Here is a 25,092-nt window from a genome sequence, read left to right as displayed (position 1 = left end):
ACGCGGGATGAATACGAATAAAACCGCAATAAGGGATTAGGTTAAAATAGGGCTAAAAAACCCGCTCCGTGGCGGAGAGTTTCTTGGCTTATGGCATCTTGCTACCACGTTAAGATTTGGCGGCAGGGTGCCAGAAGCTAAACGACTTACTTCTGGAAAAGAGAACCTTGAAAAATGAATATGGGTTTCGGAATTATAAAAAGTTTAGTTTGTAAATTTCAGAATAGTTAACAAGGTCGATAAATTGATTATCAGCGGAAAACCCGGCAAGCGGATATTTTGTCGAAAATATTCCTGCCGGCGAAATTATTAAAAGAATATTAGTTATGAAATACAAAGCAAAATTGACTTCAATTTTAGTGAGTGCGGCCACAATTGGCTTGCTCTCCGGCGGAGCCATGCTCGTGCCGGCGGTAGCCAGCGCCGCTCTTACTGAAGCTCAAATCAGCTCCATCCTGTCGCTTTTGGACAGCTTCGGCGTTGACGCTACTACGAGAGCGAATGTTAACTCATCGCTTCGCGGCCTGCCGAGCACGCCGGCTGCGCCGTCAGCAGGAGCTTGCGGCTTCACTCGCGATCTTACAATGGGAGCGCGAGGAGATGATGTAACCTGCTTGCAAAACTACTTGACCTCAACCGGTCACTTCACTTTTGCTGGCGGCGCTACAGGATATCTTGGGTCTGTAACCCAATCGGCCGTTTCTGCATGGCAGGCGGCTAACGGAGTTTCTCCGGCGGCAGGTTACTTCGGAGCTCTTTCAAGAGCCAAGTACAACTCGCTGGCCGGCGGAGCTGCTGCTCCCAGCACTCCTTCAACTCCGTCCACACCATCCACGCCGGCGGCTTCGGGAACAATCAAGGTTGAGGCGGGCGCACATCCAAACTCAAGCTTATTCCCGATAAACGCCACGCGCGTCCCATTCACCGTGGTTAAGTTCACGGCTCCAGCGGGACAGGACATTACAGTTAACTCTTTGGTGGTTGAGAGAACAGGATTGGCAAACGACAACGCTTTCGCCGGAATAGTCCTTTTGGACGAAGCGGGCAGTCAGCTTGGAATTGCAAAAACCCTGAACTCTTCGCACCAGACGACTTTGAGCGAACCATTCGTCGTAAAAGCGGGCGCAACCCGGACTATGACGATTGCCGGTAACGCGCAGACCTCCGACAACTCTAACTCCGGACAGGTTGCTTACCTGACTCTTAAGCAAGTTAACTCTTCGGCCGCGACTGTTGACGGCGCGCTGCCTCTTTCGGGCACCGGGCACACGGTCAACACCTCGCTCACCATCGGTTCGGTTACCTTGCAACGCGGTTCTCTGGACCCCGGCTCTTCCCAGAGCAAGAAAGTCGGCGAGACAGCATATGTCTTTTCTTCGATTAAAGTAACCGCGGGCTCGGCTGAAAAAATCTATCTTAAATTCATCAGGTGGAACCAGACCGGCTCCATTGGCGCGGGCGATTTGGCCAATGTAAAGACCTACGTTGACGGAACGGCTTACGAAAACGTTGTTTCGTCCGACGGCAAGTATTACACGACCACATTTACCGACAACGGAGGCAAGGGAATCCTTGTTGACAAAGGATTTTCCAAGGAAATGACGATTAAGGGCGATATCGTTGGCGGTTCCGGAAGGACTGTTGACTTTGACGTCGCCAAGAGGACCGACATAGGCCTCATCGGAGAAAACTACGGATACGGCATAACTCCTCCGCAGACCGGAGCCACCGATCCTACGGATGACACCGCCGCGTTCAGTTCAACCGAAGACCCGTGGTATGACGCCGCGCAGGTTACCGTTACAACCGGTACCATTACTGTGTCTACCGCGACTACGGTTTCCGCCCAAAACATAGCCGTCAACCTGGCAAACCAGCCCTTCGGCGGGTTCACGGTTGAGGTTAAGGGAGAGGCGATCTCCGTCGGCAGAATCGGGTTCAACTTCACTATAACTTCAGGCGGCTCCGACGCGGACGTTAACGACCTGACCAATGTCAGTTTGGTTGACCAAAACGGCGCAGTTTTGGCCGGCCCTGTTGACGGCACCGCCGCCGACAGCGCCAACACTTCCAGCGCCGGCACGGGTTCCGTTGTCTTTACCGACACCGTTACCTTCCAGCCCGGCACGCACACCCTGACCCTTAAAGGCAAAGTCGGCACCGACGTTGCCAACAACGCGACCATTCAGGCCTCCACGACTCCGTCCAACGACTGGGCGACCGTGAAAGGATTGGTGACGGGGAACAGCGTAACGCCTTCTCCGACTTCGGCTATCAGCGGCAACACAATGACGGTGAAAACCGGAGCGCTGACGGTTAGCGTTTCCTCCGTGCCGATCGCGCAGACGATTATTGCCGGAGCCAGCCAATTCCTCTTTGCCAACTACATCCTGGACGGAACCGGCTCGGGCGAGGATTTGCGGCTGACCAACATTCCGATTCTTTACGCTTTCCGCGCCGGCGGGGCGGCGACAGACGTTACCAACTGTAAGCTTTATGACGGCTCAACGGTTGTCACCAGCAGTGTGAACCCGACAGCCGCCGGTTCTTCAACCAGTTTCACCTTCAGCGGCACGGGACTCACCGTGTCAAAAGGGACTTCCAAGACCCTGGGGCTGAAGTGCGACTTAATCGGCGGAGCCACGGGCAAGTACGCTTGGGGCATCGGCGGAGCTGACGGCGACGACGGCGCTCACTCCAACGACTGGACTGGCGTTTCAGGACTTACCTCCGGACAAACCATCGCGCAAACTGTAACCACCTCAATTGGGCAGGAAATGGCCGCTTCTTCAGGCGGGACTCTGGCGGTTGTGCTTGACCCCAACAGCCCGGCTTACAAAATTGTAGGCGCCGGGCAGACGGGAGTTGAGCTTGTCAAAATTAAGTTCAGCGCTTCAAACGAAGACATTGACCTTAAGCAGGTTGCCCTTATGCTCTCCAGCGCCGCAACCAACACGCCGATTGATTTGGTAGGTAGGCAGGTAACCTTGTGGGATGGCAATCTCCAAGTAGGGACTGCTGTCTTCCCGACGATTGACAATGCCACCTCCAGCGCGATCGCTACCGGTTCCTTCAGAATTCCGAAAGACGGAGCCAGAACACTCACTGTCAAAGGAGACATTGCCGCAGTCAGCGTATCCGGTCCTCTGACCGCTTCGGGCGACTTGCTCATTGTTGACTACGACGGAGCAAACGTCGGGCTCAACGGCAACTACGGCACGGGAGTCGCTTCGGGCAGCACGGTTAACGGTCCGTCCGGAGTCAACGGCTCTTCAGCCGGGTCTTCGCAGGGAGTGAGAATTATGAAGGCCTACCCGACAGTGGCTTATCAGGCATTGCCGAACACGATTCTCCAGGGCGGAACAACTGCTAACCAGAAGCTATACCGCTTCGCGGTAACGGCTAATAACGGCGACATCGCGCTCTACAAAATGACTTTCCGCATGGGATCGTCCTCTTTGGGCGCTACAACCTCGCTCTATAGTTTGTACGCTTACGTTGACTCCGGATTCAGCAACACCGACACCAACTTCACTTCAACCGGCCTTATCAATGGCGGCCAATGTTTCAGCGGCTTGGTAACCACGACACAAGGACCGCGAGATGTCAGAATATATCCTGACAAGGGTTTGACCGCCGGAGGCTGTAACACCGCTACGACCACCTACATTATCTCCAGCGGCGTGACCAGGTACTTTGAATTGCTTGCTACCGTTTCGCTTGTTGAGTCTGGAACGACAAACAACGATGACGTCTCGGTTCAGCTGATGGGCGACGCGGCCTACCCGACCGTGACTAACGTCCCTGCGGCGAACGTTGCTATGGCTAACGCGGCAAGGATTGACAGCTATGACGGAACGGCGGGCGACGCCAACGACGACTTCATCTGGTCTCCGATCTCAACGACAACCAACAACACCAGGTTTGACCAGGATTACACCAATGGTTACCAGGTTACCGGGTTGCCGGCAACTGGCGCTACGCAGGTGAACTTACGGTCCAATTAAATCTTAGGCTTGTGAACTAAGTTTCAAAAACCCCCTTTACGGGGGTTTTTGAATTGGATATTATATTTCTATGTCCACAAGAAATATCATCGCAGTCGCGGTAATCGCGGCAGCCGCTCTCGGATCGGCAAGTTTTTTTATTTGGGGGGATATTAGGTCGCCAGGGGAAACACCGCCTGACTCCTCGAAACCTGGTTTTGAGACTTCCCAAAAACCAGGTTTCTTCCCGTCAGGCGGTTTCGAGCCGAATGAGCTTGAAACATTAGCCAAGCAAGCTTTGGAGAGAAAAATTCCTTCTGGGAACGAAGCGGTAGCAAAAGAATTAAAAGAGATGTCCTTACAGCTGGAGCGCGAGCCGAATTATCTTCAAGGATGGCTGCAGATTGGGATTTTGCGCAAGTTCTTGGGCGATTACGAGGGCGCGTCTTTGGCCTGGCAATACGCAACGCTAATCCGCCCGAATGATTATATCGCTTTTTCCAACCTCGGCGACCTTTATCATTATTATTTGCATGATTTTCCCAAAGCGGAAAAATATCTGCGGAAAGCCGTGGATGTAAAACCGGATTACGTCGCCGGATACAAAAATCTTTTTGACCTTTACACGCTCTCTTATAAAGAAAAGAAAAATTTAGCCGAGCCGGTTTTGCTTGAAGGCATCAACAAAAATCCAGGCGACAATTATCTGCGGGGGATTCTTACTTCTTATCGCGCGGGGGAGATTTAGACATGCGCATTATTGACGCGAGAAAAATAAGCTACGCGTTTTCCGGGATATTGGTGCTGGCGAGTTTTTTGGCGGTTTGGGTCTGGGGGCTGAAACTGGGAATAGATTTCACCGGCGGGACTTTAATGGAGGTGGAATATAATCTGCCAGCCGGCGGATCAAGGCCGGCTATAAATTTACCGGAAGTTATAATTCAGCCTGTGGGCGAGAGGGGGTTAATTTTGCGCATGCCGGCAATCAGCGAGCAGGAGCACCAGGCGATACTGACGGAACTCCGAAAACTAGGCGAACTGGAAGAAAAACAATTTACTTCTATTGGGCCGACAATCGGGCAGGAGTTAAAACGAAATTCGCTTTACGCGATTATTTTGGTGATGCTTATGATTGCTCTCTACATCGCCTGGGCTTTTCGGGAAGTGTCGCGGCCGATATCTTCTTGGAAATATGGCTTGGCGGCTCTCGTTGCTTTGGTGCACGACGTTTCCATCCCCACCGGCCTTTTCGCGGTTTTGGGGCGCTTTTACGGCGTCACCGCGGACACGCTTTTTGTGACTGCGCTTCTTACTATTTTAGGATTTTCCGTGCACGATACGATTGTGGTCTTTGACCGCATTAGAGAAAATTTAAAAAAATCCGGAGCCAGGGAAGAATTTGAAAATATCGTTGAGACAAGCTTGCGCCAAACCATCGGCCGCTCAATTAATACCTCGCTTACGGTAATGATTGTGATGCTGGCGCTTTATTTTCTTGGAGGCGCAAGCACAAAATTCTTCGCCCTCGCCATTTTAGTCGGCGTTTTCTTCGGCACATATTCTTCCATCTTCATCGCCAGTTTTCTATTGGTGACATGGAATAAGTGGGCACTAAAACACGTTAGTTTTTAAGTATGTTCGGGAAACTTTTTCAAGCAGATAAAAAAGGATCAGACCTAACCTTAGGTGATTATAAAAGCATTTGGAGCAAGTTTTGTTTTCTAGACGAGAGTGGCAGTTTAAATAACCCAAGAGACACATTTTTTACTTTAGGATTTATTAAATGTTCACAACCATATTATTTACAAAGCAAATTGCTTTACGAACGCAGGAAAAGAAATTTTTTTGACGAAATGAAGTTTAATAAATTATCTAATAGAAATTTTGAATTTGCCAAATTTGCGTTAGATGCATTGTTCGATGCGAAAAGCCTGCGTTTTAGTTCTTATTCTTTGTACAAAAAAGGTGAATATTTTAGTAGGGCTTTTGCGGCTAATCCTTGGCAGGCATATGAAGATATCTCTCTTAGAGTGCTTGAGTCTGCGGTATCAGAGAACGAGATTCTCATTGTTATCGCCGACCACGTTACTACCCCGAAAGATATTAGGTTTGAGGTTAATGTAAAAAGAAAATTAAATGAAAAATTTGAAAGACTTGCTATCGCAGGAGTGTGTAGATTTGATTCTAAATCCAACGATCTCCTACAAACAGCTGATTTAATAGTTGGCGCCATAAATTATGATCTTAGATTGGCTACTAAAGAAATTGCTAACGGCGATAAATATAAGCGCCGGTTTTTAGAGCATTTTAAAAATAATCTCGGCACGACTACTAATTTTATCAATGGGTTTCGTAATCGAAATTTTAATATTTTTGTTGATAAAGATGCGCAATTTATAGACACAATTATGCCCAGCGTTACAAATGAAAAAAGGCCATCGTCCTAACGGTCGACGCCTTTTCTCGATACTGTATAGCCATGCTAGCATGTGCAGTTTTCAAAAGCAAGTCCTGTGGATAACTATTGATAAACAAAACCCAAAACCACGCTTGAATAAAACCCCAAAATCTGCTACGATTTAGGGGATTTATAAAAGCAAAAATTTAGCTTTTAGCATGACTAGCGATACATTAATGAAGATATATAATCAACTTCTCGCTTTGCGAGAAAATCTACCACAGGAAAAGCATATCAGCAGAAAGTATGTTGACCATTATAATTCTTTGGTTAGTCAATTGGAAGTAGAAAATAATTATTCACTTAGTGATTTTAAAGTTCCAGAATCAGTATTAGAGTATACAAGCGGAATATCTAGGCGGTCCGGCTTTGAAGGATTTGGAGAAAAGAAATGCGAGCGCGGCTTGCTTTTAATGAAACTAGATGCCATTTTGCTTCAATTTAGATCAAACGAAGAAAAACCACAGATGGGTTTTCTGCCTCCAAAAAAATGATCACCTACTCCATTATCCCAAAATCACAACTTGTAGGTAGGTGGACTTGACACGGATAATAGGGTTTGCTAGAATGCAACTTGTGCATTAAGGTGGCTCCGACGCTGCGGTCGGAGAGCCGACCCCAATAGGCGTCGGCTTTGTCCACAGGCAAAATTTGCCTTATTTTATAAGAAACGCTAAAATAGCTCCTGTCGCTTTGAATACAAAAATCCGCACCTAAAGAGAATCTAAAAAGTCCTCGTCTTGCCCCGCCTCACCGGCGGGGTGAACCAAAAGAGGGCTGTTTTGCGTTTATTCGGGCCAATAAAAGAGCAAAATGGGAATAAATAAAAAATACTTCTCCCGCTATCGGGAGCCGTTGGCCTCGCTGCCCGATTTAGCTGAAATGCAGCTGAAATCTTTTAATTGGCTGCTAAAAACAGGGATTCGCGAGATTCTGGACGAGTTTTCGCCAATTGTAGATTACACCGGCGAGGAACTTGCCCTGGAATTTCTGGATTATTCTTTTGACGAGCCGAAGTACGACGAAAACTACGCCAGAGTCAACAACTTGTCTTTTGAGTCATCTTTGAGAATCCGCATTCGGCTTACCAACAAGCGCACGGGAGAAAAAAAGGAGCAGGAAGTATTTTTGGCGGATATGCCGCTCATGACACCCCGCGGGACTTTTTTGATAAACGGCGTTGAGCGCGTGATTGTCTCGCAACTAGCCCGCTCTTTCGGCGCCTACTTTACTTTGGTGAATATTTCCAAAGGCAGGAAGCTTTTCGGCGCGAAAGTCATTCCTTCGCGCGGCGCCTGGCTGGAGTTTGAAACGGAAAGTGACGGGGCTATTTACGCAAAAGTTGACCGCAAAAGAAAAATCGCCGCCACAGCCCTCATGCGCATTTTCGGGTTGGAGAAAAACGAGGACATAAAAGATGCTTTTTCCGCCATAGACAATGGCGAGGCCCGCCTGCCGGACGGGCAGGTTTCTTTCATCAACAAAACTCTGGAAAAAGACCCGACTAAAACGGCCGACGACTCTTACGTGGAAATTTTCAAAAGAATCCGCCAGGGCGAGCTGGCAACTCCCGACAACGCCCGCGAGCTCATAGGCGCCATGTTCGGGCCGGAGAGGTACGATTTGTCGGCCGTCGGCAGATACAAGCTCGGCCAGCGCCTGCCTTCTTTGGCCGGTGTTAAGGTCAAAAACCCGCGAATTTTAAACAAGGAGGACTTGGTAGCCATACTCTCGGAGGTGATTTCTTTAAATAATAATCCATTGTCCCTGCCGGACGACATTGATAACTTGGGCAACCGCCGCGTGCGCTCGGTGGGCGAAATGCTCCAGCAAAGATTGCGAATCGGGCTCGCGCGCATGGAGCGGACGATAAAAGACCGCATGTCCACCTCCGACCTTGCCACGATTACTCCCGCCCAGCTTTTAAACGCCCGGCCGTTCGCCGCAGTGATATCCGAATTTTTTATGACAAACCAGCTTTCCCAATTTATGGACCAGACAAATATTCTTTCCGAGCTTGAGCATAAGCGCCGGGTTTCGGCTTTGGGGCCGGGCGGGCTCACCAGAGAACGCTCCGGATTTGAGGTTCGGGACGTTCACCCTTCTTACTACGGGCGGCTTTGCCCGATTATGACACCCGAGGGGCCGAACATCGGGCTTATCAACTATCTGGCCGGATACGCGCGGGTAAACGATTTCGGGATTTTGGAAACACCTTACAGAAAAGTCATAAACGGCAAAGTAACGAATGAAATCAATTATCTTACGGCTTTTGGAGAGGCCCGGCATAAAATCGCCCAAGCCGGAGTCGCCATTGGCTCGGAAGGGAATATTTTGGACGAAGAAATGGAGGGCCGTGCCAATGGCCAGCCCGCGCTGATAGCGAAATCGGAGATTGATTATATAGACGTTTCTCCCCAGCAAGCGTTTTCCATAGCCACTTCTCTGGTGCCGTTTTTGGAGCACGACGACTCAACCCGCGCCATGATGGGTTCAAACATGCAGCGGCAGGCCGTTCCCTGCGTGCGCCCCCAGGCGCCATTGGTTGCCACCGGCATGGAAGAAAAAGCCGCCCGGGATTCCGGCCGGCTGATAATGTCGGATATGGACGGCGTGGTAAGCGCGGTTGACGCCAAATCCGTCACGGTTAAATCAGGTCGCAAAACAAAAACTTACGAATTGGTGAATTTCGTCCGGTCTAACCAGTCAACAGTCATACACCAGCGCCCCTCCGTGAAATTGGGCGACAAAATAAAAAAAGGCGACGTGCTTGCCGATACTTCGCTTACCGACCGCGGGCATCTGGCGCTCGGGCAGAATCTCCTTGTGGCTTTTCTTTCGTGGGGCGGGGCGAATTTTGAGGACGCAATTATTCTTTCCGACCGTTTGGTAAAAAACGACACCTTCACCTCGGTTTTGATTGAGGATTATACGGTGGACGTCCGGGACACCAAGCTTGGGCCGGAAATCACCACGCACGACATTCCCAACGTCGGCGAGGAAAAACTGAAGGATTTGGACGAGGACGGCATCATCCGCGTCGGCGCGGAAGTAAGGGCCGGCGACATACTTGTGGGGAAAATCTCTCCGAAAGGCGAATCCGACCTTACTCCGGAAGAGCGGCTTCTGCGCGCGATTTTCGGAGAAAAAGCAAGAGACGTAAAAGACACTTCTTTCCGCCTCCCGCACGGCAGACACGGCCGCGTGGTCGGCATTAAAGTTTTCTCAAGGGAAAAGGGAGACAAACTTGAAACCGGAGTCATCAAAGAAATCAGGGTTGAAGTGGCGGAGATGCGGAAGGTTTCTCCCGGCGATAAGCTCGCCGGCCGCCACGGCAACAAGGGAGTAATTTCCCGCATTCTTCCGCAGGAAGACATGCCATACCTCGCGGACGGCACTCCGGTTGACGTTATTTTAAATCCTTTGGGTGTCGCCTCGCGCATGAACATAGGCCAGATTTTGGAAACCCATCTGGGGTGGGCTGCGGAAAAACTGGGCTATATGGCAATAACGCCCACTCTGCTTGGGGCGACGGAAACTGAAATTAAGTCGGAGCTTAGAAGGGCAGGCCTTCCCGAAGACGGCAAAGTTCGGCTTTTTGACGGGCGCACCGGAAAGGAATTTGACCAAAAAGTCACTGTCGGGATGGTTTATTTAATGAAGCTTTCGCACATGGTGGAAGACAAGCTCCATATGCGCTCAATCGGGCCGTATTCTTTGATAACCCAGCAGCCGTTGGGGGGCAAAGCGCAGGGCGGAGGGCAGAGATTCGGCGAGATGGAGGTCTGGGCATTGGAAGGGTACGGCGCCGCGCACACCCTGCAGGAAATGCTGACCATAAAATCGGATGACGTTCTGGGGCGCGCGGCGGCTTACGACGCGATTGTGCGCGGCGAGCCGTTCCGCGCTCCGAACGTCCCAGCGTCTTTCCATGTCTTGGTGAACGAGCTTAAGGGGCTTGCCCTGGACGTTGAGCTTAGAGGGGTTGAAGAAGCGCCCGGCGATGAAGATGAAAGCGCCGGAAAAGAGTCAAAAGGCAAGGGGCGGCAAAAAGAGCGCTTTGAAGAATATATTTTAGAAGAAGAGGAAAAAACATGGAGTCGCAAAAAATAGCTGATTTTAAATCGTTGGCAATCCGCCTCGCTTCGCGCGAGAAGGTTTTGAGCTGGTCCAGAGGCGAAATCACAAAACCGGAAACCATAAATTACAGGACCCAGCGCCCGGAAAAAGACGGGCTCTTTGACGAGCGCATCTTCGGGCCGGAGAAAGATTACGAATGCTATTGCGGAAAATACAAGCGCGTCAGGTACAAGGGAATCGTCTGCGACAAATGCGGAGTGGAAGTGACCAGGTCAATCGTCCGCAGGGAAAGAATGGGGCACATTGAGCTTGCTTCCCCCGTTTCGCATATCTGGTTTTTAAGGGGGGTGCCTTCAAGAATCGGCTTGATTTTGGACATGTCCGTGCCGGATTTGGAAAAAGTGATTTATTTCGGTGGATACGTTATTACCAAGATTGACGAAAAAGCAAGGAAAGAGGTCTTGGCCGCGGTTGAGAAAGAATTTAAATCCAAGATGAAGTCGGCCGCCCCGGCCGAAGCGGAGGCACTTAAATCCGTCTACGACGCCACCGTCGGCGAAATCAAGGGGCTCTGCGAGAAGGCGGTTATCTCCGAAGTGGAATATCACCGCTTCAGCTTAAAATACGCGCACATTTTTGAGGCGGGCATCGGCTCGGAAGCTCTCCGTAAGCTCGCGTCAGAGATTAATTTAAGCCGGCTTGTCCCCCAGCTTTCTGCAGAAGCGGAGAGCGCCTCGCCTCTTCAGAAAAAAAAGATTTTGCGCAGATTGCGTCTCGCGCAGTCCATGTTGAGGTCCGGCGTCCGGCCGGAATGGATGTTCCTTACGGTGATACCCGTCATTCCGCCGGCTTTGCGCCCGATGGTGCAGTTGGAGGGGGGCAGGCACGCGACCTCCGACATAAACGACCTTTATCGCCGCGTGATAAACAGAAACAACCGCTTAAAAAAACTTCTGGAGATAAAAGCGCCGGAAGTGATTGTTAGAAACGAAAAAAGAATGCTTCAGGAGTCCGTGGACGCCCTGATTGATAATTCCATCAAGCGCACGCAGGGTCCGGCGGCCACCTCGCAAGCCCAAAAAAGGCCGCTGCGCTCTTTGGCGGATATGTTGAAAGGCAAGCAGGGGAGATTCAGGCAGAATCTTTTGGGCAAGCGCGTGGATTACTCCGGCAGGTCTGTCATAGTGGTAGGGCCGGAGTTAAAGCTCCACCAATGCGGACTTCCAAAACATATGGCGCTTGAGCTTTTCAGGCCCCTAGTCATACACGATTTGATAAGCCGCGGCCTGGCGCACACGATAAAAGGCGCGGGGCGGCTTATTGACGATTTGAAAGAGGAGATATGGGAAAGCTTGGAAAATGCCATTAAAGACAAATACGTGCTTTTAAACCGCGCGCCGACCCTGCATCGCTTGGGCATACAGGCGTTTCAGCCGATACTTGTTGAGGGCAGCGCCATACAGCTTCATCCTTTGGTTTGCGAGGCATTTAACGCGGATTTTGACGGCGACCAGATGGCTGTGCATGTTCCATTGACGGATGAAGCGCAAAAAGAGGCGCGCGACATCATCGCCTCTGTCAGAAATCTGCTCAAGCCCGGCAATGGCGAACCGGTGGCAACACCGAGGCAGGATATAGTAATGGGCATTGCGTATCTCACCAGAATCAGGCCGGGCGCCAAGGGCGAGGGCAAGTATTTCGCTTCGCCAAACGAGGCAATCCTGGCGCATGATTTTGAGCGTGTGGACATCCACGCGAAAATTTTCGTCAAAGTCACCAAAACGCCGAAATACCAGAGTGCCGGCAAAGAAATACTGGAAACCTCCGTCGGGCGGCTGCTTTTCAACAGCGTCCTGCCAAGGGATTTTGCGTTTTTGAACCAGGAGATGAAAAAGAAGGACTTGGATCGGCTGGTTTCTAATCTGATACAAAGATACGGAATTGACGAGACGCCCGGCATTTTAGACCGCATCAAATCCTTGGGCTTTAAGCATTCCACGGAATCCGGCATTAGCTGGGGGATGGATGACATACAGGTGCCCCAGGAAAAGCAGGCGTTTATTGAAAAAGCGAAAGAGGAAGCGCGCGTCATAGAAAAACAATACGAACAGGGCCTGCTCACCGACCGCGAGCGCTATGAAAAAATAATAGAGGTGTGGACGAACGTTAAAACGGAGGTGGATAAGCTCGCGCCGGGGGCGCTGGATCCTTTCGGGCCGGTTCAGTATATGGTTTCCTCCGGCGCGAGAGGCAACTGGGCGCAGATAAATCAGCTGGCCTCAATGAAGGGCTTGGTGGTTAATCCCTCCGGGCGCACGATTGAGCTCCCAATACTTGCGAGCTTCAAGGAAGGGCTGGCGGTTTTGGAGTATTTTATATCCACCCACGCTTCCAGAAAAGGCACGGCCGACACCGCGCTTAAAACCGCGGCGGCGGGATATCTGACGCGCCGCTTGGTGGACGTTGTGCAGGACATCATAATAAGCGAGCCGGATTGCAAAGACGAAGTCGGTTTTGAGGTCAGAAAAGCAGATTACGAGCGGCTTGGCAAAAGCTTCGCGACGCGCGTGTTCGGCAGGGTTTTGGCGGCGGATATCGCCGACCCGGAGTCCAAAAAGCCGCTCTTTAAGCGCGGACATCTGCTTACCATGGCCGATGCCGAGAAAATTGCTTCTTTGGACATTCAGAGCGTGCTTTTGCGGTCCCCGATTTCGTGCAGGGCCGTGCGCGGCATCTGCCAGCTTTGCTACGGATATGATCTCGGCTCCAACACCCCTGTTAAGTTGGGGGAAGCAGTAGGGATAGTCGCCGCGCAGGCCATCGGCGAGCCCGGCACGCAGCTTACAATGAGAACTTTCCACGTGGGGGGTATCGCCGGAGCGGCGGACATTACCATGGGCCTTCCGAGAGTGGAGGAAATTTTTGAGCTCCGCACGCCGCGAGCGCCGGCGATTATCTCCAACGCGTCCGGCACGGTGCTTTCTGTCGCGGATGCCGGAGACACTAACGGCGGCAGCAGGGATAAAATGGTAAAAATTCTGGGGGACGCAGCAGGGGGCGAGTTTGAGTTTTTGGTGCCGTTCGGCAGGACAATACTTGTTTCCCCGGGCGAAAAAGTTGAACCGGGCTCGCGCATCACGGAGGGCTCCGTTGATATAAAAGAACTTTTGAGCGTGGCGGGCGCGAAAGCGGCGCAAAACTACATTTTGTCGGAAATCCAGCAGCTTTACACTTTCCAGGGCGCTTCAATAAACGACAAGCACATTGAGGCGATAGTCAGACAGATGTTCTCCCGCGTAAGAGTCAAAGACCCGGGGTCAACAAAACTGGCAGTCGGGGAAATTATTGAAAAATCAAAACTTCGCGAGGAAAACATAAAAGCAAGAAAAGAAGGCGGTGCCGGAGTCCTGCCGGCGAAGGCGGTGCAGCTGATGATGGGCATAACCAATGTTGCTCTGACCACCGAGAGCTTTCTTTCGGCCGCGTCATTTATGCAGACAATGCGCGTTTTGACCAACGCGGCTATTGAAGGGAAGGAAGACAAGCTGCGCGGGCTTAAAGAAAACGTAATCATCGGCCGGCTTATCCCCGCCGGCACCGGCTACCGAAAAGAATACCTCAAAAAGCTGGAAGCGGCGGCAAAAGAAGAGGAGGAATAATCGCTGTCCATTTGCTATAATAAGTAAATGGCCAAAAAGAAACGGAATAACGGGAAAAGCGGAGCGGGGATTGGGGCTTGGCACCATAATTTAAAGCCGGAGACGAAGCATTCTTTGTGGGCGGTTTTATCTTTCGCGGTTTCCGCTATTTTGGCAATGGCTTATTTTGGCGGGGCGGGGATGGTGGGCAACGCCGCCCGCCGGTCGCTTTTTTTTGTTTTCGGCAAAGGTTTTTTTCTTGCGCCTCTGGCGTTTTTTCTATCAGGCGTTTCTTTTCTGCTCGCCTTAGGCGAGCATTTCGTCGCCGCCACTGCCGTCGGCGGGACTTTGTTTCTATTAAGCTCGCTGGGGCTCGCGGACATCGTTTTCGGGGAATATACTGGGGGATACGCCGGCTTTTTGGTTTCTTACCCATTTCTCCGGCTTTTTGATTTTTGGGCCTCGCTTCTTATTTTCTCCGCATTTCTTTTGGTGTCCTTTTTAATCGCTCTAAATGTTTCTTTAAAGCCGAAAAGAAAAGAAAAGGGAGAAAAAGAAGAAAAAAGGGCTGAAGAGAGAGTTTTCGCGCCGCTGCCTGCTCCTTCCGTGTCCCCCTTACCCCCCGCGAAGATTGAAGAAAAAAAGGATGAAGAAGAAAATATTTTTTCCGCCTTTGGCGGAAAAAAATCTTATAAACAGCAGCGTTTGGACATAAGCAAGTCGTTTGAATACACCGTCCCGCCTATTGACCTTTTGGAAGACGATAAGGGAACGCCCTCGTCTGGCGACATAAAAGCGAATGCAAACATTATAAAGAGAACATTGCAGAACTTCGGCATTGATGTGGAGATGTCCGAGGTGAACATCGGTCCTTCGGTTACGCAGTACACCCTGAAGCCGGCGGAGGGAGTTAAACTTTCCCGCATCACAGCCCTTCATAACGATTTGGCGCTGGCTTTGGCGGCGCACCCTTTGAGGATTGAGGCGCCGATTCCCGGAAAATCTTTGGTTGGCATAGAGGTTCCCAACAGGTCAATCGCTCTCGTGGGACTCCGGAGCTTACTTTCTTTGGATGAATTTAAAAACGCGGCACCTCTGACTTTTTCTTTGGGCAGAGACGTTTCCGGGCGGGCGATATTTGCCGACATTGCCAGAATGCCGCACCTTTTAATTGCCGGCGCGACCGGTTCGGGCAAGTCAATTGCCATTCACACTTTAATTGTCAGCTTGCTTTATAAAAATTCTCCGGAGTTTCTCCGTTTTTTGATGGTTGACCCAAAAAGGGTTGAGCTTACGATTTACAATGCCGCTCCTCACCTTCTCGCGCCAGTTATAACCGACGCGAAAAAAGCCATTATTTCCCTGCGCTGGGCGGCGAGAGAGATGGAAAGAAGATACGAACGACTTTCGGAAACCGGCGCGCGCGACATAAATTCTTACAACGCGGAGATGGTTAGAGAGAAAAATCGCGAGGAGGTTTTGCCGAATATCGTAATCATTATAGACGAGTTGGCCGACCTTATGGCCACATATCCGCGCGAGATGGAAGCATCAATCGTGCGCTTGGCGCAAATGTCCAGAGCCGTGGGGATTCATTTAGTGGTTTCCACCCAGCGCCCGTCTGTGGAGGTGATTACCGGGCTTATAAAAGCGAACATTACCTTCAGAATCGCCTTGCAGGTTGCTTCCGGCGTGGACTCACGGACGATTTTGGATATGTCCGGCGCGGAGAAGCTTTTGGGCAACGGAGACATGCTTTATCTGGCCGGCGATACGTCAAAGCCGAAAAGAATCCAGGGAGCGTTTATTTCGGAGCGTGAAGTGAAAAAAGTGGCGAGCTATGCCGCCGAAGCGGGGGATAAGTTTGAGGCGGAGCAGATTGATTTGGACATAAAATTGCCCGCCGGAGGAAACGGCCCGCCAGCTAGCGAATGGGACGAAGACGATGTTGACGATGAGCTTTACGAGGGAGCGAAAAAATTGGTGGTGGAAGCGCAAAAAGCGTCGGCGTCTTACCTCCAGCGTCGGCTTCGCGTGGGCTATGCCCGCGCCGCGCGGCTTTTGGATATGCTGGAGGAGCGCGGCGTCATCGGCCCCGGCGAAGGAGCGAAGCCGAGAGAGGTTTTGGTTAAAAGGCCGGCTGGAGAGCCGCTTAACGGTGAAACTGCCAAGCGGAATGAGGATGTTGTTGGCGAAGAAGAAGCCGAAGAATTTGAAAATAAAAAATCCGCCGCTAAAAAAGCAACTGGTGATGATGGAGATGTCCCCTACACTAACTTTGATTTTTAGACCCGCTAATTAGTGAATATTCTTTTACTAAAATTATAAAACGATCGCTCTATAATTTTAGTAAACTTAGTAAACTCCGATGCGCTTCGGAATAAAAAAACCGCTGGCTAGAGATTAGTCAAGCGGCGATGAGAATGTGCCCTACACTAACTTTGATTTTTGATTGGTCAGGGCTAGTGATTATATCCATCGGCTCAAAAACGCAAGCAGATTTGACCAATAGGGGTTTTGGCTACGCTCTGCGATGATGTTTATAGTGTCAATTGCTTTTGGCGATTGCCACCCTTTATAGTATATCCCCGCTGTGGCAAGCATAATCGCCTCATCGCCCAGTTCTGGGAAACCAGACATTGAGAAGATAAAATCGCCGACACGGACTGCCCCGCCCCATCGGTTTTGGTCTGGGCACCGGCTTTCCCAACTACTTAGGTGTTCGGCATGCTGTGCTAGGCGCTTAGCTTTTTCTTGGCAGAAAGAAAGATACTTTTCTGCTTTTTCCTCGGAGATGTTCCCAATAGGCACTATAAGTTGCGGCAATCCGCTCCCTGGCCCAGCGAGACAGAAATATCCGCCCTTGCGATCTGTCCAGTTGCTAGTGTTAGAAAATAAGAAATTGGCCTCCCTAACAGCAAAAGCTGCTGCCGAGATTATTTTGTTAATTTCTTCAATACCGAGTGAGTATATATTGATCACATTACACCCCCTTTATGTTTCTTATGCGAGTTTAGCACCGGTGTTGATTATTGTCAAGTAGTAAAACCGAATTATAAAGTTGTAAAATATCTCTATGCACATTCGGCGTTGGATTTTTTTGGGGATAATAATTTTGGCTGGGGGATATTTTTTTTATGAAGCAAAGGGGGTGCTTTTCGCGCCGAAACTTGAAATTTTTGAGCCCCAAGACGGGGCAGCTGTTTCCGGCGGCCTGATTCACATCGCTGGGCGCACGGCGCCGATGCTGAAGGTCTGGATTTCCGGCCGTGAGAAGCAAGCCGACGAGCGGGGGATTTTTGAAGATGATTTGCCGGTTTGGCCGGGGCTCAACCAAATCGGCGTTTCAGCGCGCGACCGCTTCGGTAACGAAACTCGCAAAGTTTTGAGGGTGGTGGTAAAATAGTTTTATTATGGCAAAACAAATAAAAGACAAAGATTCGCGGGCGGATAAATGGCACGATGTGGAGGCGGCGGTGAAGGATTTGCAGTCCAAATACGGCGAGGGAGTTCTGATGAAATTGGGAGACGTGTCCAAGGTGGATGTTGACGTCATCCCCACCGGTGCCCTCTCGTTGGATATGGCTTTAGGGGTCGGCGGAATGCCGCGGGGAAGGATTATTGAGATTTTCGGCCCCGAGTCATCGGGGAAAACCACACTGGCTTTGCATGTAGTCGCCGAAGCCCAAAAAAAGGGCGGCATCTGCGCTTTCGTTGATGCTGAGCACGCGCTGGACCCGGATTACGCTAAAAAAATCGGCGTGCGCATAGACGACCTTTTAATATCACAGCCCGATACCGGCGAGCAGGCACTGGAAATAATTGAGTCACTAGTGCGTTCAGGAAAAATTGATGTTATCATTGTTGACTCGGTTGCCGCGCTTACCCCGAAAGCGGAGATAGAAGGGGATATGGGCCAGCAGCACGTGGGGCTTCAGGCGCGGCTTATGTCGCACGCGCTCCGGAAGCTTACTGCCGTAGTCGGTAAGTCCAGCACTGCCGTAATTTTTCTAAACCAAATCCGCATGAAAATCGGGATTATGTTCGGAAATCCCGAAACCACTCCCGGAGGCAACGCGCTCAAGTTTTATTCTTCGGTGCGGATTGATTTGCGCCGCCTCGCCCAGATTAAAAAAGGCGAGGACATCATAGGCAACCGCGTAAAAGCCAAGGTTGTGAAAAACAAAGTCGCGCCGCCGTTTAAAATCGCCGAGTTTGACATTTTGTACAACGAAGGAATTTCCTACGAGGGTGATCTTTTGGGGCTCGGAGAAAAACACGGCGTGGTTGCCAAATCTGGCGCCTCGTACAGCTTCGCCGGCACATCTTTAGGCCGCGGCTACGACGCCGCCCGGCAGCATCTCCACGAGAACAAAAAAACCGCTCAGGAGCTGGTTAAGGCAATAAAAGAGAAAACTAAAGCCGAAGGGCAATAATAATTTATCGGGAGATAAAGGGCGCGAAGCCCATTTGGCGGGCGCGCTTGATGGCCTTGGAGAGCTTGCGCTGATGGAGCGAGCAGGCCCCCGTCTTTTTGCGCCCTTGAATTTGCGCTTGCGGGGTCATGAATTTCCGGAGCATCTGCGAGTCCTTAAAATCAACCACTTTGATATTGGCCGCGCAAAAATAACACTGTTTAGAAGGGGATTTCATCTGGTTTGATTTCGTCTTCCGGGTATTCGACCGTAGCTAAAACTTCCGGGGCGTCTTCTTCCTGTTTAGCGGGACTTTCGGCGGTTGGCTTGCCAGCGCCTCCGCCCCTGGGCCCCATCTGCATGGCCTCGGCGATGATTTCTGTACGGTATTTTTTCTGGCCGTCCTGCCCTTCCCAGGACCTGTTTTGAATCCTGCCTTCTATCATTGCCATGGCTCCCTTTTGCAGATATTGCTTGGCGATTTCCGCAAGGCGCCCGAACATTACGATGTTATGAAATTCCGTCTGTTTTTGTTGCGAGCCGTCTTTACTTTTCCACATCCTGTTTGTGGCAAGCCCGAAGCTCGTCACCGGATTGCCGTTGGGCATGGTGCGGAGCTCCGGGTCCCGGGTAAGGTTTCCTATTAAAAATACTTTATTTAAATTCATAAATTATTTTCCCAAGATTTCTTCTAATTTTTTATCTATTTCCTCAATGTCGGCGGCGGATTCAAGCTTTGGTTGCTCCGGTTTTGGCACTGCGATAGCATGTTTAAGCTTTGGTCTTTCCGCGTCGGAAACTTTTTCTATTCTCGGTCTGAAAGTTCTAGCGGGCTGTCTTTTGGTGTGGACTATCATTGATCTTAGCACTTGCGGCGCTTTTAGGCGTGATTCTAATTCGCCGATCTTTTCCGGGCCGAGAGTAAAACGAAATCCTGCCGCATACGCCTCCGCCATTTTTTTTATCGGGTAAAATAGCCGGCGCTTTAGGAGTTCTCCTTCATGGTCAATAAACCCGCCCAACGCCTGAACGTGATTTTTGACGGTCTGCTGAAAATTTTGGGCCTCTTCCGCCGAATAGGCCGGGCTTACCAGATAGGCAATTTCGTATAAATTTTGGCTTTTGTCCATTGGGTTTATGGTAGCATAGTTATATTTTAAATTCAATTACATCCCCGTCTTTCACAATATATTCTTTGCCTTCGGAGCGCAGCCATCCCAGTTCCCGGGCTTTTGCCCATCCCGCCTTGCCGTCGGGCAGGGAGCCGGCTTCCATGAGCTTTTCCCACAAAATCACGTCTGCGCGGATAAATTTTTCCTCAAAATCAGAGTGAATCGCGCGCCCGGCGCGCTTGGCTGTTGAACCCGAGGGGATTGTCCAAGCACGGGTTTCATCCTCGCCGGTGGTAAAAAAAGTTATAAGCCCTAAAAGTTCGTAAGCGGCTTTTATAAGCTTGGGCAGTTCTGATTCGACGCCGAGTTCGCGCCGTTCTTTATCAGACATCGCCGAAATATCGTTTTCCTGGCCGATATCCAATGAAATGGCGTTCGGCAGGTTCGGCAGAGGCAGATTGGCTTTTGAAGAAATATTAAAAACGTAGAGGGTTGGCTTGAAAGACAAAAGCTGATACTGGTCTGCGATTGGCAAGAGGGGGAGAGGGGGGGTAGATTCTTGCAGTAACTTTTCCAGCGCTTCCAGATTTTGCGTAAGTTCCGCGGCCTCTTTTTTGCCGCTCCTTGCTTCTTTTTGAGCGTTGGCTTTTATTTTCGCGACAGTTTCCAGATCTTTCAGTGCGAGCTCGGTTTTAATTGTCTCAATATCGGAAAGGGGATCGGGTTTGCCGGCAACATGGGCGATATTTTCATTTTCAAACGCGCGCGCAATGTGGCAAATTGCGTCTACTTCCCGGATGTGGGATAAAAATTTATTCCCCAGACCCCCGCCTTCGGCCGCGCCTTTCACAAGCCCCGCGATGTCAACAAATTCAATTATTGCTGGGACAATTTTCTTTGAACGGCAGAGCGAAGCGAGCTGGCCCAACCGTTCGTCCGGCACACTAACCACACCTACATTGGGGTCAATGGTAGCGAATGGATAATTTGAAGTATCCACCTGTTTTTTCGTCAGCGCCTGAAAAAGCGTCGATTTTCCCACATTTGGCAGGCCGACAATTCCTATCTTCATGCACGCTATTTTATCACCGCCGCACTAAAAACTGAAGTGCAAATCTGACAGCTATAGCGCTGAAACTTGTAATTGGATTTCGTAAACAATAATCGTTATAAATTAAACTTATTCTTCAGATGAAGTTCATTGTCGATTTCGGTCGCTGTAATAAATCGGACATGGGGTCTTACGTTAAAAAATTCTATAATAAAATCAACTTCATTTCTACATTCAAATGGATGAATAAATACGCTTTTTTGAAATTTTATAAACCCGGCGTTTTTCAGTGTTCTTGCCAAGGCGTCTCTGGCTTTTTTCATGCTCTCCGGTATGTCAAAAAGAACTATGCGCCATTTGCGATCCCATTTTTTCATCGGCGGTATTTTCAATTCGTCAATTTGATAGGTCAGAGCTTTCTTTTTGCCGCGCTCGGTTAAGACAAGTGTGGTGACGCCGCTTGCATTATCTTCGGCATCTATGAGACGAGAGCGGTATAAACTTTTTATGGCGTTGTAAAGCGCTCGCCGGTTAATATTATGCCATTCTTTGCCAATCATTTTTATAATTTTAAAGTATTGCCGCGGGGAATGCGTAAGCCCAAGCGCTAAACCGCCCCAAAGCAAAAGCACCACTTTTTGAGCCGTCGGACCTATCCGCAGTTCTGAATAACGTTTTCGCATTAATGCCATAGTAGCGCGTGCCAATTACTAGTGCAAGTTTGACAGCTATAGCGGTGAAATTTGCACTACGGTTTTACCGTGGCTTTAACGCGCGTTCGTCGTAAAAATAAAAAAACCGCCGAGGCGCACTGTCCTCGGCGGCAAAGCAGGTGATGACCTTATCCCGTTTCAAAGCATTTTGCTATACCCACTTGAGATGAGGAGGCGCGTTCAGTGATGCGAGGTTCTGAAAATAACCCCTCTATTACAAAGAAGTAATCTCCGCGACTGCCAAATCTGACTTGGGCGTAGCTGTGTTCGTCGTCCCAAAGGTCAACTTGGCTTGTGCTGATCTTGCGGAAGTATAAAATCACATTGGCACTTCCGTGGCCACCATAAGATGCTAGTTTAAACTTGCAATGAAGTCTAAATTCTCGTCTTTCTACTGCTGTGTCTCCTGCACAACTCTTTTCTCCTGGCTTAGCAACTATGTTGATGTTCATGCTATAAAGCTCGTTGCTCTGAAATGAATCTGGAGAAATGTCTTTTACCGCGCATACTAAAACTTTCTCAGTTGTTTTAATGGCGGCATAGAACCATTCAGTTACGTCCATTTTCTGGACCTTTGCTTTTCCAAACATATAGCACCCCCTTCTTGTCAAAGAAGTTGGCTTAAGGGCCTATTCCCTTAGGCCAGACGGCGTCACGCCATCTTGCTCCTATTATACACCCAAACAAATGCTGTGTCAAGTGTCTAAAAATAGGCCTAAATTATAGAATAAGGTAATGCACAAAATTGCGCAAAAGTCGTGGAGCGAGGGGGGTAGTAGAGCTCGCGCTTCACTACCCCCCGAGGGGATTTTTAGGGCGTATGATATTCGGGGGATTTATCCGGAAGAAATCAATGAAGACGCGGCGTATAAAATAGCCCGCGCTTTTGCGCGGTATTTGAGGTTAGAAGTAAGAGATGAGAAGTTGGAAATTGTTGTGAGCTCCGACGCGCGCGAATCATCACCAGCGCTTAAAGAGGCTTTCTCGGACGGGCTTTCGGATGAGGGCGCGGAAATTATTGACGCAGGGCTGACGACAACGCCGATGCATTATTTCATCTTAAATAAAACAGAAGCGGACGGCGGCGCGATGATTACTGCTTCGCATAACCCGCCGGAATTTAATGGCATGAAGCTCTCAAAAAAATCCGCGGTTTCTATCGGCGCCGGCTCGGGGATGGAAGAAATAAAAAATGATTCTCTGCGCGGTATTTTCCAAAATTCTGAAAATCGCGGGAGTGTTGTTAAAAAAGATTTTTCAGATGAATATACCAAATTTCTGGCAGGGAGCTTCCCGCATTTAAAATCTTATATTATTAAATTTGCGCTGGCGGATAAGATACCCGGAGAGTCTTTTGATTTTGACGGAGATAGGGTGATGTTCCGCGACGAAAGCGGGAAAGCAGCGCCCGGAGACATGATTACGGCGCTTTTGGCGCGAAAATACGCCAAGCCCGGCGAGAAAATCATCTACGATATTCCTTCAAGCAGAGCGGTTAGGGAAGAAATAGAGGCGGCCGGCGGAGTCGCGGTAGAGAGCCGGGTGGGGCATTCATTTGTTAAGGCGCTGATGAAAAAAGAAAACGCGGTTTTCGGCGGAGAGCTTTCCGGACATTATTATTTCCGCGATTTTTTCTACTCCGATTCTGGGATTTTCGCGGCTCTCGCCGTGTTGGATTTGTTGAGAGAAACTAAGAAGCCATTAAGCGAGCTCATCAAGCCGCTGGCGCGCTATTTTAAATCCGAAGAAATAAATTTCAAAATAAAAGATAAGGAAAAAATAATAGACAAAGTCGCTGCGCATTTTACTGACGGCAAGGCGTCATATTCGGACGGAATCAAGATAGAATATCCCGACTGGTGGTTCAATTTGCGCCCGTCCAACACCGAAGACCTGCTCCGTTTAAATATTGAGGCGTCCACTTCGGAGCTTCTGGAAGAAAAAAGAAAAATTCTAGCTGATTTAATAATGAAGTAACCCGATTTTTTGGCGCACTTCGTGCATTTTCAGCTCGGCCGCGTCTTTAGCCGCATCCGCCCCGTTTTTTAGGATTTTAAGAACACTTTCTTTGTCCTTGGCCAGCGCTTTATATTTTTTTTGGATAGGGGAGAGGGTTTTGACTAGCGCGTCCGCTAGATCCGACTTAAAATCGGCATATGTTTTGCCCGCATATTTTTTTTCAAGCTCCGAAATAGATACGTTCGCCACGTTGCTGTAGATAGCAAGCAAATTGGAGATGGCTGGCTTTGTTTTCGGCTCAAATTTTATTTCTTTTCCGGAATCCGTCACGGCGATTTTTATTTTTCTCCGAATTTCTTCTTCGCTATCCAAAATTCCGATATAATTATTTGAACTTGCGGCCGATTTGGACATTTTCTTTGAAGGGTCATCCAAACCCATTATGCGCGCGCCCTCTTTTTGGATTAACGCCCTCGGCTCTTTGAAAGTTTCTCCGAATCGCGCGTTGAATTTTCTTGCGATCATCCGAGCGAATTCCAAATGTTGCAGCTGGTCTTTGCCGACCGGCACGGCGTCCGCGTTGTAGATTAAAATATCCGCGGCCATAAGCGCCGGGTACGCCAACAAGCCCAAATTAGCCGGTTTTCCGGAAGCAACTTTGTCTTTATACTGCGTCATGCGGGAAAGTTCTCCGACCGGAGTGATGGTGCTTAAAATATGGGCTAACTCAAGATGCTCCGAGATATGCGATTGGAGAAAAAGCGTTGTGTTGGCGGGTTCTAGCCCGCAAGCTAAATAAAGCGCCGCGACTTCCAGTGTTTGATTCCCCAATTTTTCGGGGTCCTGTGGCTCGTTGATGGCATGCAGGTCCGCTATAAAAAAATACGCCTTGTATTTTTTTTGAAGTTCCACAAATTGCTTAATGGCCCCGAGGTAATTTCCTATGTGCAAATCTCCCGTTGGCCTGACCCCGCTTACCACTGTTTGTTTCATTGTATAATTTTAGGTTTCTTTCAGAAAAATATCAACCAAGAAAATGCTTCCCAAAGCGGAAAACCCAATAAACTGAATTATAAATGCCCAAACCAGCAATATGGGATAACCCGAAAAAACCACAATCACAATCCCGCCTAAACCGCCGAGAACAAACACAATCCCAAACAGAATTTTTTTCAGAAACGCCTTTTTTGTCTCTACTTTCACCGCAAGGAAATAAATGCCGGGAAGTACCGTGGTCAAGAAAAGCAGCGCGGCCCAAATCAGGTCGTAAGGATAAAGTACGCGCCAGTCGACAAATCTGAACAAGCCTAGAAGAAAATAGAGGGGCATAGGGACGGCGTGCAGATGAAACAAAAAGAAAATTAACACAACAAAGGGAATTAGAACTGCAACCACTTTCTCGGTATTGTGATAGTCCCACGCTTTCAAAATAAAACGCAGCGCATAATTAAGACCGACAAAAAGCGGGAATATGGCTAAAAGATAAGATAAACCATTCAAATAGGAATTGATAGGAAGGAATAAAAGCGGAATGCCGTAAAAATATTCCGCAATCGCCACCCCGAGTCCTACCCGGAAAAACATCAAAGAGTAGTCATTTTTGGTTTGTTGGTAAGCGCGGAGGTTTCTAAGCCCATACCACAAAGCCATTGTGCCGTTAAAAATGTAGATTAAGGTCGA

The 25,092-nt window shown here is 49.5% G+C and carries 20 protein-coding genes; 11 read left to right on the top strand and 9 right to left on the bottom strand.

The window, feature by feature from the left end; translation table 11 throughout:
* Positions 1-326: 326 nt before the first annotated feature.
* The 8 genes from HYW15_03305 (at position 327) to HYW15_03270 (ending at position 16,451) form a co-directional block, all read left to right on the top strand.
* On the top strand, positions 327-4,007 hold the full coding sequence (locus HYW15_03305) for a peptidoglycan-binding protein (GenBank protein QQG42507.1): 3,681 nt from the start codon (positions 327-329) through the stop codon (positions 4,005-4,007).
* A gap of 70 nt (positions 4,008-4,077) precedes the next feature.
* Positions 4,078-4,734, top strand: a complete 657-nt coding sequence (locus HYW15_03300; protein ID QQG42506.1) for a hypothetical protein — start codon at positions 4,078-4,080, stop codon at positions 4,732-4,734.
* Between the two features lie 2 nt (positions 4,735-4,736).
* Entirely contained in the window at positions 4,737-5,618 is an 882-nt protein-coding gene (gene secF, locus HYW15_03295) for a protein translocase subunit SecF (protein QQG42505.1), read from the top strand.
* A 2-nt stretch (positions 5,619-5,620) separates the two neighbouring features.
* Entirely contained in the window at positions 5,621-6,433 is an 813-nt protein-coding gene (locus tag HYW15_03290; GenBank protein QQG42504.1) for a DUF3800 domain-containing protein, read from the top strand.
* A 169-nt stretch (positions 6,434-6,602) separates the two neighbouring features.
* The gene (locus tag HYW15_03285; protein QQG42503.1) at positions 6,603-6,938 is read left to right on the top strand and encodes a hypothetical protein; all 336 of its coding nucleotides are present in this window, start codon (positions 6,603-6,605) and stop codon (positions 6,936-6,938) included.
* 319 nt (positions 6,939-7,257) lie between these two features.
* The gene (locus HYW15_03280; protein ID QQG42502.1) at positions 7,258-10,557 is read left to right on the top strand and encodes a DNA-directed RNA polymerase subunit beta; all 3,300 of its coding nucleotides are present in this window, start codon (positions 7,258-7,260) and stop codon (positions 10,555-10,557) included.
* Positions 10,539-14,183: a DNA-directed RNA polymerase subunit beta' gene (rpoC, locus tag HYW15_03275; GenBank protein QQG42501.1), complete on the top strand. Its 3,645-nt coding sequence runs from the start codon at positions 10,539-10,541 to the stop codon at positions 14,181-14,183. The genes HYW15_03280 and rpoC overlap by 19 nt, the downstream gene beginning before the upstream one ends.
* Positions 14,184-14,210: 27 nt before the next feature.
* Complete coding sequence (locus HYW15_03270; GenBank protein ID QQG42500.1) at positions 14,211-16,451, top strand: hypothetical protein; 2,241 nt, start codon at positions 14,211-14,213, stop codon at positions 16,449-16,451.
* A 180-nt stretch (positions 16,452-16,631) separates the two neighbouring features.
* Here HYW15_03270 and HYW15_03265 read toward each other — a convergent pair whose 3' ends face one another.
* Positions 16,632-16,988 (bottom strand): hypothetical protein, encoded by a 357-nt coding sequence (locus HYW15_03265; GenBank protein ID QQG42499.1) that lies wholly within the window; start codon positions 16,986-16,988, stop codon positions 16,632-16,634.
* A gap of 250 nt (positions 16,989-17,238) precedes the next feature.
* Between HYW15_03265 and HYW15_03260 the strand changes: the two genes are divergently transcribed.
* Together HYW15_03260 and recA are read left to right on the top strand one after the other, a co-directional pair.
* A complete protein-coding gene (locus HYW15_03260; protein QQG42498.1) occupies positions 17,239-17,568 on the top strand; it encodes a hypothetical protein in 330 nt (109 codons plus the stop codon).
* A gap of 7 nt (positions 17,569-17,575) precedes the next feature.
* Positions 17,576-18,598, top strand: a complete 1,023-nt coding sequence (gene recA / locus HYW15_03255; GenBank protein ID QQG42497.1) for a recombinase RecA — start codon at positions 17,576-17,578, stop codon at positions 18,596-18,598.
* Positions 18,599-18,602: 4 nt separating this feature from the next.
* On the opposite strand, the gene HYW15_03250 is transcribed toward recA, so the two are convergent.
* The 6 genes from HYW15_03250 to HYW15_03225 all read right to left on the bottom strand — a co-directional run bounded on the left by HYW15_03250 (position 18,603) and on the right by HYW15_03225 (position 22,043).
* On the bottom strand, positions 18,603-18,815 hold the full coding sequence (locus HYW15_03250; GenBank protein QQG42496.1) for a 30S ribosomal protein S18: 213 nt from the start codon (positions 18,813-18,815) through the stop codon (positions 18,603-18,605).
* Positions 18,799-19,245, bottom strand: coding sequence for a single-stranded DNA-binding protein (locus HYW15_03245; GenBank protein QQG42495.1), 447 nt, complete (start codon positions 19,243-19,245; stop codon positions 18,799-18,801). The genes HYW15_03250 and HYW15_03245 overlap by 17 nt, the downstream gene beginning before the upstream one ends.
* 3 nt (positions 19,246-19,248) lie before the next feature.
* Positions 19,249-19,707: a 30S ribosomal protein S6 gene (rpsF, locus tag HYW15_03240; GenBank protein QQG42494.1), complete on the bottom strand. Its 459-nt coding sequence runs from the start codon at positions 19,705-19,707 to the stop codon at positions 19,249-19,251.
* Positions 19,708-19,726: 19 nt separating this feature from the next.
* Positions 19,727-20,761 carry a redox-regulated ATPase YchF gene (gene ychF, locus HYW15_03235; protein QQG42493.1) on the bottom strand — a complete coding sequence of 345 codons (1,035 nt, stop codon included), beginning with the start codon at positions 20,759-20,761 and terminating at the stop codon, positions 19,727-19,729.
* 95 nt (positions 20,762-20,856) lie between these two features.
* A complete protein-coding gene (cas2, locus tag HYW15_03230) occupies positions 20,857-21,423 on the bottom strand; it encodes a CRISPR-associated endonuclease Cas2 (GenBank protein ID QQG42981.1) in 567 nt (188 codons plus the stop codon).
* A gap of 158 nt (positions 21,424-21,581) precedes the next feature.
* A complete protein-coding gene (locus HYW15_03225) occupies positions 21,582-22,043 on the bottom strand; it encodes a hypothetical protein (GenBank protein QQG42492.1) in 462 nt (153 codons plus the stop codon).
* A gap of 145 nt (positions 22,044-22,188) precedes the next feature.
* Here HYW15_03225 and HYW15_03220 point away from each other — a divergent pair, with 145 nt between their 5' ends.
* Positions 22,189-23,430, top strand: a complete 1,242-nt coding sequence (locus tag HYW15_03220) for a phosphomannomutase/phosphoglucomutase (GenBank protein QQG42491.1) — start codon at positions 22,189-22,191, stop codon at positions 23,428-23,430.
* Here HYW15_03220 and trpS read toward each other — a convergent pair.
* Together trpS and HYW15_03210 are read right to left on the bottom strand one after the other, a co-directional pair.
* The gene (gene trpS / locus HYW15_03215) at positions 23,416-24,405 is read right to left on the bottom strand and encodes a tryptophan--tRNA ligase (protein ID QQG42490.1); all 990 of its coding nucleotides are present in this window, start codon (positions 24,403-24,405) and stop codon (positions 23,416-23,418) included. The two genes, HYW15_03220 and trpS, sit on opposite strands and share 15 nt — an antisense overlap.
* Before the next feature lie 9 nt (positions 24,406-24,414).
* Positions 24,415-25,062, bottom strand: coding sequence for a hypothetical protein (locus HYW15_03210; GenBank protein ID QQG42489.1), 648 nt, complete (start codon positions 25,060-25,062; stop codon positions 24,415-24,417).
* Between the last annotated feature and the right edge of the window lie 30 nt (positions 25,063-25,092).

It is taken from the genome of Candidatus Giovannonibacteria bacterium (assembly GCA_016432405.1).
In the GTDB taxonomy this organism is placed as follows: Bacteria; Patescibacteriota; Minisyncoccia; order UBA11713; family 2-01-FULL-45-33; genus MFHE01.
This window is presented reverse-complemented; position numbering and strand designations above follow the sequence as displayed.

Excerpts from the sequence above, each read along its gene's own strand:
- HYW15_03305 (QQG42507.1), top strand. The coding sequence starts at position 327 with ATGAAATACAAAGCAAAATTGACTTCAATTTTAGTGAGTGCGGCCACA.
- HYW15_03300 (QQG42506.1), top strand. The coding sequence starts at position 4,078 with ATGTCCACAAGAAATATCATCGCAGTCGCGGTAATCGCGGCAGCCGCT.
- secF (QQG42505.1), top strand. The coding sequence starts at position 4,737 with ATGCGCATTATTGACGCGAGAAAAATAAGCTACGCGTTTTCCGGGATA.
- HYW15_03290 (QQG42504.1), top strand. The coding sequence starts at position 5,621 with ATGTTCGGGAAACTTTTTCAAGCAGATAAAAAAGGATCAGACCTAACC.
- HYW15_03285 (QQG42503.1), top strand. The coding sequence starts at position 6,603 with ATGACTAGCGATACATTAATGAAGATATATAATCAACTTCTCGCTTTG.
- HYW15_03280 (QQG42502.1), top strand. The coding sequence starts at position 7,258 with ATGGGAATAAATAAAAAATACTTCTCCCGCTATCGGGAGCCGTTGGCC.
- rpoC (QQG42501.1), top strand. The coding sequence starts at position 10,539 with ATGGAGTCGCAAAAAATAGCTGATTTTAAATCGTTGGCAATCCGCCTC.
- HYW15_03270 (QQG42500.1), top strand. The coding sequence starts at position 14,211 with ATGGCCAAAAAGAAACGGAATAACGGGAAAAGCGGAGCGGGGATTGGG.
- HYW15_03260 (QQG42498.1), top strand. The coding sequence starts at position 17,239 with ATGCACATTCGGCGTTGGATTTTTTTGGGGATAATAATTTTGGCTGGG.
- recA (QQG42497.1), top strand. The coding sequence starts at position 17,576 with ATGGCAAAACAAATAAAAGACAAAGATTCGCGGGCGGATAAATGGCAC.
- HYW15_03250 (QQG42496.1), bottom strand. The coding sequence starts at position 18,815 with ATGAAATCCCCTTCTAAACAGTGTTATTTTTGCGCGGCCAATATCAAA.
- HYW15_03245 (QQG42495.1), bottom strand. The coding sequence starts at position 19,245 with ATGAATTTAAATAAAGTATTTTTAATAGGAAACCTTACCCGGGACCCG.
- rpsF (QQG42494.1), bottom strand. The coding sequence starts at position 19,707 with ATGGACAAAAGCCAAAATTTATACGAAATTGCCTATCTGGTAAGCCCG.
- ychF (QQG42493.1), bottom strand. The coding sequence starts at position 20,761 with ATGAAGATAGGAATTGTCGGCCTGCCAAATGTGGGAAAATCGACGCTT.
- cas2 (QQG42981.1), bottom strand. The coding sequence starts at position 21,423 with ATGCGAAAACGTTATTCAGAACTGCGGATAGGTCCGACGGCTCAAAAA.
- HYW15_03225 (QQG42492.1), bottom strand. The coding sequence starts at position 22,043 with ATGTTTGGAAAAGCAAAGGTCCAGAAAATGGACGTAACTGAATGGTTC.
- HYW15_03220 (QQG42491.1), top strand. The coding sequence starts at position 22,189 with ATGCACAAAATTGCGCAAAAGTCGTGGAGCGAGGGGGGTAGTAGAGCT.
- trpS (QQG42490.1), bottom strand. The coding sequence starts at position 24,405 with ATGAAACAAACAGTGGTAAGCGGGGTCAGGCCAACGGGAGATTTGCAC.
- HYW15_03210 (QQG42489.1), bottom strand. The coding sequence starts at position 25,062 with ATGGCTTTGTGGTATGGGCTTAGAAACCTCCGCGCTTACCAACAAACC.